The sequence below is a fragment of the Acinetobacter sp. YH12040 genome (genome assembly GCF_013420005.1).
In the GTDB taxonomy this organism is placed as follows: Bacteria; Pseudomonadota; Gammaproteobacteria; order Pseudomonadales; family Moraxellaceae; genus Acinetobacter; species Acinetobacter amyesii.
On sequence record NZ_VOZB01000001.1, the window covers coordinates 110,500 to 122,646 of the forward strand.

Sequence of the window (12,147 nt, forward strand, 5' to 3'; positions counted from 1 at the left end):
CCCAACTTGATACCATTGCACACACAACTATAATTAACTGTGCCTTATGTCATATCAAAAAAAATTTATTCACTCTGCCCTTTTCACATCGAGTATTCCATTCGGTATTTTCTTTAGTATGCAAAGTCATGCAGGCATGGATATTTATTGTGAACCGTCGACACTTATTCAAACCAATGCTTATACCGCATGCGATGAACTCCCTGCGCTCACACCTGCAAATGACAATCAAACCAACATGCTGCTGTTGCTTAGCGATTTAGGTATTGCCAAATTTAATATTCATGAAGATAAATCCACACTTTGGCGAACTAGCTACAGCAAAGTTCCATTTGAAGTTTCCAGTATCATGAGCACTAGCAGCAATAAACTGCCGAATGCACGTAAACCTTTAAAAACACCTGATCTAAGTTTTAACGAACATTGCAACAGCATTCAAAATGGCGCACAAGCCTTTATTGAACAAGTCAAAAAGGACAGTAAGCTTTCAAGTAGTGAAAAAGACACCCTGATTCGCGAACGTCAGAAAATTAATGATTGCGACAATAAACTAACTTTGCTAAGCGTAAATCCAAATTGGTCAGTATCTGCACGCCAATATGCATCGTATTTAAACGCCACAATTTCGTTTTACAATGCTAACTTTTCCACAGCGACTAAGATTTATTCAGTATTAACTAATGTGGATCAACCTTGGCTGAAAGAAACATCACAATATATGTTGATTCGAAGTGCTTTAAATGAGGCTTATCAAAGTGGTTTAGGTGAATATGGCGATTTAGATCATGACAAACTCAATCAAAGTTTATTAACCAATTTTTTCAATAATATCACCCAGTACTTTAAGCTCTATCCCCAAGGTCAATATGCCGCAAGTGCACGCGGTTTATTAAGACGTGGATTTTGGCTCAGTGGAAAACATGATTTACTGATTAATGAATACGTATGGCAAATCAATAATCCTAAATCCAGCGTTTATAACTTAGAGCTGCCCAATCTACCCTATGAATTAGATCGTCATGTATTTCAAAGTAAGCGTCTGAATGTCAAAAATTTGAAAGATCCGTTTTTCCTCACTATCTATGATCTGATGCACATGCGGAAAATACAAAGTTCCGATGATATTGTCATTTCCTGGGCTGAATTAAACGCACAAAAAAATTATTTTAAAGACGCGCCAGAACTGTTCCAGTATTTGCAGGCGAACCACTTATTTTATGTGCAAAACAAAGCACAAGAAGCCTTGAAATACCTTCCCCAACAAATGCCGAATAACATAGGCAGCTACCTTCAATTGAGCCAAGTCATGTTGAAAGGTCGCATTTTGGAAGCAAGTGGACAAAATCAAACAACGCAGCAATATTGGGAAAATCTACTTTCCATTAGCAAAACAGCTGAACAACGTGGTTTGGCTGAACTTATGCTGTATCGTTACTATGCTCAGCAGCAAAATACAGCACAATTTATCGGTCCCTCAGCAAAAATTAAACAAGCTTTTTTGCAGCAACAATATTTAGTTGAAGTTGCAAATGAACAAAGCTTAGTGAGTGTTGTGAAAAATAATGCAGCGACTCAGGATCAAAAAAATGTAGCACTTTATACCTTACTGAACAAATCACTGGCTTATCAAAATTTTGATTTATTTAATCAAGCCTATACCGAATTACCAACTAATGCAGCCCAGTTTAATAGTGAGCAAAATACTGCGGAGAAATATCGCTATCAACCACCATTTGCCAATTTCTTATGGAAAGGCATCACTGTGAGCAATTCAATCAAATGCCCTGACTTAGCGACATTGACCAAGCAATTACAAGTAAATCCGAAAGACCTGAGCCTGCAATTGTGTTTAGGTGAGTATGCGCGTAGTTCACAAGCCTACAGCATGGTCGATCTCAGCTATCAGTCAGATGATTCGCCACAAAGTTTTAAAGGTCGTTATTTTGCACGCGGAGATGTATATAAAAATATTATTAAAACAGGGACAAAATCTGAATTAACGGCTTATGCGCTGTACCGTGCCATTCAATGTTATGCGCCAAGTGGTAATAATGAATGCCAAGACAAAGATGTGAGTAAGTCTGTACGCAAACAATGGTTTGATCAAATCAAACAGGATTATCCTGAAACAAGTTGGGCTAAATCCTTAAAATATTATTGGTAATTTTCAATGCTTTTCCAGATGATCAGGCGGGTAAATACATTAGAACTTTTGTTCATATTGAGCATTGTTTTGTGTTCCGCTTGTTCACCTGCCCAATCTGGAAATACACAACAAGCTCACACCGAAATACAGCAACGTGTTAATGCAGCACATTATTCAAGTTTTTGGATTTGGGGCAATATTTCTAGTAGCCCCTACTTACAGCAAGCCAAGGAGCTCTATATTTTACAAGGTGAAATGAATTGGAATAAACCGTTAAAGCAATCCGAGTTTATCCCACAAGGTATTCAAGTCCTCCATAAACCACAGCAGAAAATTTGGATTGTAATCCGTAGCCATCATTTACAATGGTCAAATAACAATATTCAGCAAATTTTGCAGCGGCTTAAACATTGGGAAAAAAATGGCAATCAGATTCAAGGCTTACAAATTGATTTTGATGCAAAGACACAAAATATCCATCGATATGCGGTATTCCTTGAAAAGATACGAAAGAAAATGCCTCAAAAATATCGTTTAAGCATTACGGGTTTAATGGATTGGACCAATGTTCAGGATCAGCAAACCTTAAAATTACTTGCTCAAAATATTGATGAGATTGCTATACAGACCTATCAAGGCAGCCACACCATTAAAAACTATACGCTTTATTTAAATAAAGTCTCAAAATTAAAACTCCCCTATAAAATTGGTCTTGTACAAAACGGGCTTTGGCAAGCACCTGCACATTTAGCGCAAGATCCTTATTTTAAAGGTTATGTGGTATTTTTATTGCGCAGTGAAAAACCGAATTAAACCATAAATAATTCAAGCATTTTAAATCCATGCCTTGTATTTCAAGCCTAAACGCTCTAAAATTCACGCTTCGCAATTATTGCGACACAACTTTGGTTGTGACTCCTTGCTTCAATCAATTAATGATTGGGGCTGCCTAAACCGTAAGGAGCTGACAATGCGTCACTACGAAATCGTACTATTGGTACATCCAGACCAAAGCGATCAAGTTGTGGGTATGGTAGAACGTTACCTAACTCACATCAAAGAAGCTGAAGGTCAAATCCACCGTCTTGAAGACTGGGGCCGTCGTCAATTGGCTTACCCAATCAACAAGATCCACAAAGCTCACTACATTCTTATGAATGTTGAGTGTGGTCAAACTACTCTTGATGAGCTAGAAGAATTGTTCCGTTATAACGATGCAATCATTCGTAGCCTTATCATCCGTCGTGAAAACGCTATCACTGAAGAGTCACTATTGGCTAAGAGTGCTGAAGAAAAACGTGCGCGTAAAGCTCAACGTGAAGAAGCACAACAAGCTCAAGACTCTGCTGAAGCATAAGGAGAACATAACATGGCACGTTTTTACCGTCGTCGCAAGTTCTGCCGCTTTACAGCTGAGAACGTTACGTACATCGACTACAAAGATATCGACACTTTAAAACAGTACATCACTGAAAACGGCAAGATTGTTCCTAGCCGTATTACAGGTACTAAAGCTCGTTACCAACGTCAATTAGCGCTAGCTATTAAACAAGCTCGCTACTTGTCTTTGATCCCTTACACTGACAATCATAAGTGAGGTTGAGCTGTGGATATTATCTTATTACAACGCATTAAAAACCTTGGTAAATTAGGCGATAAAGTTTCAGTTAAAGCTGGTTACGGCCGTAACTTCCTTATCCCTCAAGGTAAAGCAGTTGCTGCTACTGAAGCTAACACTGCTGCATTTGAAGCTCGTCGTGCTGAACTTGAGAAACAAGAAGCTGAAGTATTAGCTGCTGCTCAAGCACGTGCTGACCAATTGAACGAAGTTAACATCGTGATCACTGCTAAAGCTGGTGACGAAGGTAAACTATTCGGTTCTATCGGTACTCGTGACATCGCTGACGCGTTAACTAATGCTGGTCTTGTTGTAGACCGCGCAGAAGTTCGTTTACCAAATGGTGCGCTTCGCAACACTGGTGAATTCAACATCGCAATCCAATTGCATCATGATGTTGTTGCAGAAGTTCTAGTTACTATCGTAGCTGAGTAATTTCTTGCAAAGAAAAGAGCATGCTTACGCATGCTCTTTTTTTATCTGTAAAAAATAGTGCTCCAACTTTTTTATATTTTTAACTCTTCATTCAATTCAATGTATGACGAATTAATCGGAAATACTTGTTCGCATTTCTGTAGAAAACGCCTATCATTTCAGTTCAATGAAGAGTTGAAAAAACTGTAATTAGCACCCATTTCCATCACATTAAATGGTTTCAGCATCAGGGATTTTTATGTCACAGGCGAATGCCATCAAGCCAAACTCTACGCCAACAGCAAAAACCACAGAACAAAGTTCGTTGAAAGAGTTTCGTACCCCACCCCATAACCTTGCGATTGAACAAGCTGTGCTTGCTGCACTGATGACCGTTGCAGAATCATTTGAGCAAGTGGGTGATGTACTGACTGAAGCTGATTTTTATGCGACCCGTCATAAATATATTTTCCGTGCAATCGATCAACTATCAAAAGATAGCTCACCTTATGATGCGGTCTTAGTCAATGACTGGCTAATTAAACAAAACTTGCTCGATGCTGCTGGTGGCGAAGAATATCTGATGCAACTCATGTCAGATTCACCTTCAAGTTTCTATAACCTTGAAACTTATGCTGCAAAAATTAAAGAATTTTCCACTTTACGCAGCATGATTAAAGTCAGCTCAGAAATTTTACAAAATGCCTATGACACCAAAGGTCGTACGGTCAGTGAAATTTTAGATCTCGCAGAAACCAATATTTTCTCGATTGCCGAGCAACACAACAACAACGCCAAAGCACAAGGCCCTAAAGCCATTAACTCTGTCGTTGCTAGTGTTTTTGATAAGTTGAATGAACTTTCACAAACTGAAGGCAGTATCACGGGTTTAACCACTGGATTTGTAGAACTTGATAATAAAACCTCAGGTATGCAAGCAGGCGATTTAATTATTGTAGCGGCCCGTCCATCGATGGGTAAAACCACTTTTGCCATGAACTTGGTTGAAAGTGTACTGTTTAATAATAACCTGCCCGCTCTAGTTTACTCTATGGAGATGCCCGCGGACTCGATTGCGATGCGTTTGATTTCATCATTCGGTCGTGTACACCAAGGACATTTACGTTCAGGTAAAATGGATGCTGATGAATGGTCAAAAGTGACCAGTACTATTGTGCATCTACAAGAAAAGAATTTGTATATCGATGACTCATCTGCACTACCTCCAACTGAAGTACGTGCCCGTGCGCGCCGAATTGCCAAAATGCACGGCGGTAAACTTGGCTGTATCATGGTCGATTACTTGCAGCTTATGAAAGTACCCGGTATGGGCGATAACCGTGTTGGCGAGATCTCGGAAATTTCCCGAAGCTTAAAAGCACTGGCTAAAGAAATGCACTGCCCAGTAATTGCACTGTCACAGTTGAACCGATCACTGGAAAACCGTCCTAATAAACGCCCAGTGATGTCCGACTTACGTGAATCGGGTGCGATCGAGCAGGATGCCGATTTGATCATGTTTATTTACCGCGACGAGGTTTATAACAAAGAGTCTAAAGAAGCAGGTACTGCAGAAATTATTATTGGTAAACAGCGTAACGGTCCAATTGGTACTGTGCGTCTTGCCTTCGAAGGTCAATACACCAAATTTAGTAACCTCTCCCCTGAGTTTTATGCTCAGTATGATGATGAAGAGTAAAGACTCTTTATCATCCATTAATTCATCGACCCTGTAGGAGTATTTAGGGTGCGCCAAGCTACAGTTTATATTGATCAACAAGCACTTCAATATAATTTAAACCGTGTCAAACAACTTGCCCCAACCGCTAAAATTGTAAGTATGGTGAAAGCTAATGCTTATGGACATGGAGTTAAAGACTGCTTAGCAGCCTTAAAAGACAGTGATGCCTTTGGTGTTGCCTGCCTAGAAGAAGCCTTAGAAATTCGTGAACTGGGTTATGAACAGCCAATTACACTCATTGAAGGGATTTTTTCAGATGATGAAATGCAAATTATCATCGATAAAAAAATTGAATGTGTGGTGCATCATCAGCAACAACTAGATTGGTTACGTGCGCATAAAGATGCCTATATCGCTCAAGGTCTAAAAGTTTGGGTCAAACTCAACAGCGGTATGAACCGTTTAGGTTTTAAAGTGCCTGAAATTATTGATGTCATTAATGCTTTAAAGGCAGAAGGTTTTACTTGCGTACTGGCGATGCACTTTGCCAATGCAGACGCAGAAAATCATCCACTAAATGACCAACAACGTGAACAATTTTTACACGTAAAAGAAGCTTGTGCGCCAATCATGGGTTCGTGCTGTAACTCAGCAGCGATTTTCAAATGGCCAGAACTGAATTTTGATTTTGTTCGTCCAGGCATCATGCTATATGGCGCGACACCTTTCGCAGACCGTTCTGTAGAAGCCTTAGATCTTAAACCGGTGATGACCTTTACCGCTGAAGTGATTGCTTTAAATACCATTCAAGCTGGTGAATCTGTGGGTTATGGATCGACTTTCGTTGCAGAACAAGAAATGGATCTTGCGATTGTGTCGATTGGTTATGGTGACGGTTATCCACGTGCCTTCCCTAAACAAAACTATGTATCTATTCAAGGACAGAAAACACGTGTGATTGGTCGTGTTGCCATGGATATGATTGCGATTGATATCACTGGTATAAATGCACCCATAGGCACAGAAGTCGAGCTTTGGGGTAAAGATCGTCTGGTTGATGACGTTGCAGAAGCGAACGGAACCATTGGTTATGAATTATTATGCCGTATGAGTGCGCGCCCTGTACGTAAATTAGCTTAATTAGCCAAATTACAAAGCCCAGATCAAATCTGGGCTTTCTTTTATCTCGCTTTTTTATTCGCTTTTTAAATTGATCTATTCTTTGATCAAATCGTCATTGAAAATAGTCAGCTGTTGGTTTTGCCAATTCGATTAAGCCCTGACGCAATGCTTCTGACCAGCCTTTACTGATCATGGTGAAGTATGGGTCTTCTTCATAAATGCGTTTACCAGTAGGTATTTCTAAACTGTCTTTTTTATAAACCAAAGCATCTAATGGCATACCTACAGACACATTTGAGCGTATCGTTGAATCAAAAGAAATTAAACTGCAGCGCATTGCTTCATCGAGCGGCATATCGTAACGCAAAGTTCGGTCAAGTATCGGCTTACCATATTTACTTTCACCAATTTGAAAATATGGGGTATCCGGTGTTGCACATATAAAATTACCTTGCGGATAGATATTATATAGCTGCATATCAGCGCTACCAATTTGACCACCTACTAATAAACTACAGTAATAATTACTTTGTTCTAAAATATCTGAGGTGACATCAGAGATAACTTTTTTTAAGGTATGTCCGACCAGTTCTGCCACTTCAAACATCGTATTTACACTATATAGATTCGGCTCTTGTTTGACTTCTAGTCTGTTTTGTAAATGCCCGATGACCGCTTGTGTAGTAGCTAAATTCCCAGAGGTTTGGATGGTAATAAATCGCTCACCCGCAACACCAAAGGTATAAAGTTTACGAAAAACTGAAATATGGTCAACTCCTGCATTTGTACGTGTATCACTGATAAACACCATGCCATCTTTTAATCGTAATGCACAACAATAGGTCATTTTTATCCCTCAAATGATTAACAACTCAACACTTGTACAATTGAGCTCATTGACTCAGTACCACCTTTATCACGAACCCCTCGAACAGGAGCTACATCCCAGTAATCCCGCCCAATCGCGACATAAATATGTGATTGTGGTGTAAATAACTGATTACTGACATCAAAACAATACCATTTATTTTCGATATAGACTTCTACCCAAGCGTGACTGGAAAGGTGGCTACTATTCGGTACAAATAAATACCCAGAAATATATCGTGCAGGAATACCCAAATAGCGACACATTGCGATCATGACATGACTATGATCCTGACATACCCCTTGCTTATAATGAAAAGCATCTATTGCAGAAGTACGTACAGATGTCTGATTAGAAACATAGGGAATATGCGCCAAGATCGCTTCAGCCAAACGAATCAGATTGGCACGATTGATACGAGGGACATAACAGTCGGCAAAACTTTTCATGTGAATATCGCACTGCGTACTCTGCGTTGGCTGTAAAAACAATTTTGGGTTTAAATCATCTGCATTTGAATCTGTTGATCTCAAATTCATCTCTACGATGCCCTGCGCCATAATGGTCATTTGCAGATACGGTTCGCGCTGCGTTGTGGTCAACCACACATTACCAAAAGTATCCAATTGCATATCACGTTGCCCCGGCACACTCACATCCCAATTTTGCACCTGTTGATGCGCATTGGTGGACGGGGTCATTTTGATATATTGAATGCTTCTGCTAACCACATCAGTGTAAACATAATGGGTCTGATGGTTGATCATGAGCCTCATACAGCCACCTCAAACATATTTTGGATATGATCACTGAAATGGTAAAAATTTTGGCTATTCGGTTGTTGCTTTAGTGCCTGCCATGCCTCTTGCACGCTTTCCCAGCCAAACTGAACCAAAGCGATTACGATATGTTCAATCTTCGCTAGGGTGTATTGAATCTCCTGCTGCATGCGTAACTGGCGATCAAGCTGCTCTATGGCTTGTCCTAAACTAAAAAATAAAAATACATCTTCAGATTCGGACTCTAAAACATCTTGGCAATCTGTTACCACGTCACAGATATAACCCGGGTTATCACTCGCATTGCGAATTAAACGGCTGAGTTCTGCATAACTTTTTGCTGAAAGTACACCCCTTAAGTCCTGTATATTACTTTGCGCATATTTAAATTGGCTGTAAAATGACGCCGGTTGCTCTGCATTTAAGACCAATTCATTCATTGAGTCGACATCGAAGGCTGGTAAACAAAAAGCATGTGCATAGTTCAATGCCATATCGACATCTTGAAATGGAAAAATACTGCATAAATATTGAGTGCGTGCTAAATAACGTCCCAACCAAAAAATATGTTCTGCATTACTGTTTAATAAAATCATGTTTTGCTCCTTCACTGAAGTGCTATGAGCGTAAATCGTCTACAACCCATGTATCTTTAATCCCGCCGCCTTGCGAAGAATTCACCACCAATGAACCTGCTTGCATTGCAACACGAGTTAAGCCACCCGGTACAATCTCAGTTCGATATGGAGAGCTCAGTACAAATGGACGCAGATCAATATGGCGTTCCGAAACACTTGCCTCACTTAGAGTGGGGCTAACAGATAAATTTAAAGTCGGCTGTGCAATATATAAATGTGGTGCTGCGGCCACCTTATCTTTAAAACTATTTAATTCTTGTAAAGAGGCTTGCGGACCGATCAACATGCCGTATCCACCTGAACCCTGTGCTTCTTTGACCACCAATTTTTCGATATTCGACAGCACATAGTCTAAGTCGTTCTGCTCACGACATTGATAGGTCGGCACATTTTTCAGAATCGCTTGTTCGCCTAAGTAGAAATGAATCATTTTATCCACATAAGGATAAATCGATTTATCATCTGCTACGCCTGTTCCCGGTGCATTTGCAATGACCACATTATGTTGCATATACGCTGACATGAGCCCTGCTACGCCCAAAGTACTGTCAGGTTTGAAACATAATGGATCGAGGAAAGCATCATCCACACGACGATAAATTACATCAACCTGTTGTCGACCTTTGATGGTTTTCACATAAACCTTATCGTTTTCTACATAAAGGTCACGTGATGTCACTAAGGGTACATCCATCTCCCTTGCCAAAAAGGCATGTTCATAATACGCACTGTTAAAACGCCCTGGGGTTAAGACCACAATAAATGGGTTATCGACGTAGGCATTTTCTGCAAGAATTTCACGTAAGAGCTGCGGATATTGCTCAATCCCCATGATGTTGCTTTGCTGGCAAAGTTCAGGCATCAGTTTTTGACTGATCTTACGGCTTTCCAGCATATACGACACACCAGACGGTGTTCTAAGATTGTCCTCAAGGACGTAAAATTCGCCTGATTGATCACGTATGATATCAATGCCACTGATTTGGCTATAAATTTTACCTTTTAGCCCATGCATATACATTTGTGGCAAATAGGCTTCATGGATTAAGACTTGCAGTTCAGGAATAATTCCTGCTTTTAAAATATCTTGTTGATGATAGACATCATGTAAAAACAGATTGAGAGCTTTCACGCGCTGTGTGCAGCCCAGTGATAAATTATTCCATTCCTTTCGTGCAATCACACGAGGAATAAGATCATAAGGAATAGTGCGTTCAATGCCCTCATCTTCGCCATACACTGTAAAGGTAATACCTTCATAGAGAAAATGTTGTTTTGCAACCTGATTCAGCTGCTTCAATTCATCAAGTGTATGCTGTGATAACCACTGCTCTATCCGTTGGCATGATTCTTTAGCTACCGTTTTGCTGTCGCGCATTTCATTAAAAAAATCCGAATTAAATTGATTAAACAGCGCATGTCCTCGAGCAAGAGGTAAATTTTTTAATGTAGAGACAGAAGTATTGACCAACTTTGCCTCATAACCCTCAATTCCATTTGAAGTTGTATTACGATTTTCTTTCAGCATAGCAACTCCATGTTTTTGTCATGTTTTATGAACTATATAATGCAATATATATGCCATCAATAAATATGTTGCTTCTCTTTGATTATTTATGCATCATTTTTGCAAAGTGGTACAGCATGTAACTGCTCAAGTTGTGTCAAATTGCGTTATTAAAATCATCTTAGTTTTTTCAGATGAAGACTTGCTTAACGCAGGAAGATTTCTTATTGTGTCCCACAGCATCATTTTATTCATTTAAGTCCAAGTTCAAGCACTAGATTATGTCTTCACAAGAAAAAGAAACGTCGAACAGCCTCTATCGTCAGTGGCAAATTCTTTCACGACTGTCCACAGGTAAGTGGATGGGTACGCGTGAATTACAAGAAATACTGAACCGTGAAGGCATTGATATCAGCCTACGCACAATTCAGCGTGACTTAAACCAAATTTCTCTACGTTTCCCAATTGAGAGCAGTAAAACAACGCCGCAAGGCTGGCGTTGGCGTTCTGATGCACCGATTCAAAGCTTGCCACATATGACCAGCTCGCAGGCGGTCACCTTTATGATGGTTGAGGAACACCTAAAACATTTGCTTCCACCAAGCTTAATTGAAGAAATGAATCCTTGGTTTGACCTCGCACGTCGAAGTCTGTCGTCGCAAAATAATGTCCGTCAGTGGATTAACCGAGTGCGAATCGTGCCAGCAACTCAGCCATTGATTCCTCCTGTAGTTGAAAAAGCCGCACAACAATCGATTTATGAAGGCTTACTACAAGACAAACAACTTGAATGCCTGTATCAAGGTCGTGGACAACAAAGCGAAGAAAAGACCTATATTTTAAATCCACTCGCTTTGGTCCAAAAAGGTGCAATTATTTATTTGGTGTGCACACGTCATGACAAAACAGACATCCAAACCTTTGCTTTACATCGATTTAAATCAGCTACGGTCTTAAATTCACGTGCATTACACCCTGTCGATTTTGATATCGATGCCTATATTGACTCTGGAGCGCTTGGCTTCCGTGTAGACTTTAATAAACCGACTGAAATGATTCAGCTCAAATTAACCATGTCTGAAGCAGAGGCGGTTTATTTTGAAGAAAGTCAGCTAAGTAAAGATCAAGTGATTCAAAAAACCGAAGATGGCTGGGTTGAAGTCAGTGCAACAGTACCATTTACCTCTCAGTTAACTTGGTGGCTGCGTAGTTTTGGTAAAAAGATTCAGAAAATCGAACCAGAAGAAGTCGCTATGGTTGTACAACAACGCAATGACTAAACCGATCTCAGACTTTCTGCTACCTGAAATGTTAAATTTGAGGTAGCAACTTTTATTTCATAATAAATATTTAGCACATAATTTTTTGCTTAGA

General features: G+C 39.8%; 11 protein-coding genes and 1 pseudogene. 8 read left to right on the forward strand and 4 right to left on the reverse strand.

Going from position 1 to position 12,147, the window contains the following annotated elements; translation table 11 throughout:
* The first annotated feature begins 46 nt into the window (after nt 1–46).
* From FTT99_RS00545 to alr, 7 genes are all read left to right on the forward strand, one after another.
* Nucleotides 47–2,164: a hypothetical protein gene (locus FTT99_RS00545; RefSeq protein WP_180130413.1), complete on the forward strand. Its 2,118-nt coding sequence runs from the start codon at nt 47–49 to the stop codon at nt 2,162–2,164.
* 6 nt (nt 2,165–2,170) lie between these two features.
* A complete protein-coding gene (locus FTT99_RS00550; RefSeq protein ID WP_180130411.1) occupies nt 2,171–2,959 on the forward strand; it encodes a DUF3142 domain-containing protein in 789 nt (262 codons plus the stop codon).
* A gap of 157 nt (nt 2,960–3,116) precedes the next feature.
* Entirely contained in the window at nt 3,117–3,503 is a 387-nt protein-coding gene (gene rpsF, locus FTT99_RS00555) for a 30S ribosomal protein S6 (protein WP_004696436.1), read from the forward strand.
* Between the two features lie 12 nt (nt 3,504–3,515).
* Nucleotides 3,516–3,743 carry a 30S ribosomal protein S18 gene (rpsR, locus tag FTT99_RS00560; RefSeq protein ID WP_004278792.1) on the forward strand — a complete coding sequence of 76 codons (228 nt, stop codon included), beginning with the start codon at nt 3,516–3,518 and terminating at the stop codon, nt 3,741–3,743.
* 9 nt (nt 3,744–3,752) lie between these two features.
* A complete protein-coding gene (rplI, locus tag FTT99_RS00565; protein ID WP_078188585.1) occupies nt 3,753–4,199 on the forward strand; it encodes a 50S ribosomal protein L9 in 447 nt (148 codons plus the stop codon).
* A 238-nt stretch (nt 4,200–4,437) separates the two neighbouring features.
* Nucleotides 4,438–5,877, forward strand: coding sequence for a replicative DNA helicase (gene dnaB, locus FTT99_RS00570; RefSeq protein WP_180035272.1), 1,440 nt, complete (start codon nt 4,438–4,440; stop codon nt 5,875–5,877).
* A gap of 48 nt (nt 5,878–5,925) precedes the next feature.
* A complete protein-coding gene (gene alr / locus FTT99_RS00575; protein WP_180130409.1) occupies nt 5,926–6,999 on the forward strand; it encodes an alanine racemase in 1,074 nt (357 codons plus the stop codon).
* 94 nt (nt 7,000–7,093) lie between these two features.
* Here alr and FTT99_RS00580 read toward each other — a convergent pair whose 3' ends face one another.
* The 4 genes and pseudogenes from FTT99_RS00580 to FTT99_RS00595 form a co-directional block, all read right to left on the reverse strand.
* Nucleotides 7,094–7,828 carry a proteasome-type protease gene (locus tag FTT99_RS00580; RefSeq protein ID WP_180130407.1) on the reverse strand — a complete coding sequence of 245 codons (735 nt, stop codon included), beginning with the start codon at nt 7,826–7,828 and terminating at the stop codon, nt 7,094–7,096.
* 17 nt (nt 7,829–7,845) lie between these two features.
* Nucleotides 7,846–8,625, reverse strand: coding sequence for a transglutaminase family protein (locus FTT99_RS00585; RefSeq protein WP_180130405.1), 780 nt, complete (start codon nt 8,623–8,625; stop codon nt 7,846–7,848).
* Entirely contained in the window at nt 8,622–9,224 is a 603-nt protein-coding gene (locus FTT99_RS00590; RefSeq protein WP_078193974.1) for a hypothetical protein, read from the reverse strand. Before FTT99_RS00590 ends, FTT99_RS00585 begins: the two co-directional genes overlap by 4 nt.
* Nucleotides 9,225–9,246: 22 nt before the next feature.
* A pseudogene (locus FTT99_RS00595) lies at nt 9,247–10,680 on the reverse strand (circularly permuted type 2 ATP-grasp protein); the annotation flags it as partial.
* Nucleotides 10,681–11,054: 374 nt separating this feature from the next.
* Here FTT99_RS00595 and FTT99_RS00600 point away from each other — a divergent pair.
* Nucleotides 11,055–12,053: a YafY family protein gene (locus FTT99_RS00600; RefSeq protein WP_078193976.1), complete on the forward strand. Its 999-nt coding sequence runs from the start codon at nt 11,055–11,057 to the stop codon at nt 12,051–12,053.
* The last annotated feature ends 94 nt before the right edge of the window (nt 12,054–12,147 follow it).

Bases quoted from the DNA above. Each gene is read 5' to 3' on its own strand.
- FTT99_RS00545 (WP_180130413.1), top strand. From the start codon at position 47: ATGTCATATCAAAAAAAATTTATTCACTCTGCCCTTTTCACATCGAGT.
- FTT99_RS00550 (WP_180130411.1), top strand. From the start codon at position 2,171: ATGCTTTTCCAGATGATCAGGCGGGTAAATACATTAGAACTTTTGTTC.
- rpsF (WP_004696436.1), top strand. From the start codon at position 3,117: ATGCGTCACTACGAAATCGTACTATTGGTACATCCAGACCAAAGCGAT.
- rpsR (WP_004278792.1), top strand. From the start codon at position 3,516: ATGGCACGTTTTTACCGTCGTCGCAAGTTCTGCCGCTTTACAGCTGAG.
- dnaB (WP_180035272.1), top strand. From the start codon at position 4,438: ATGTCACAGGCGAATGCCATCAAGCCAAACTCTACGCCAACAGCAAAA.
- FTT99_RS00580 (WP_180130407.1), bottom strand. From the start codon at position 7,828: ATGACCTATTGTTGTGCATTACGATTAAAAGATGGCATGGTGTTTATC.
- FTT99_RS00585 (WP_180130405.1), bottom strand. From the start codon at position 8,625: ATGAGGCTCATGATCAACCATCAGACCCATTATGTTTACACTGATGTG.
- FTT99_RS00590 (WP_078193974.1), bottom strand. From the start codon at position 9,224: ATGATTTTATTAAACAGTAATGCAGAACATATTTTTTGGTTGGGACGT.
- FTT99_RS00600 (WP_078193976.1), top strand. From the start codon at position 11,055: ATGTCTTCACAAGAAAAAGAAACGTCGAACAGCCTCTATCGTCAGTGG.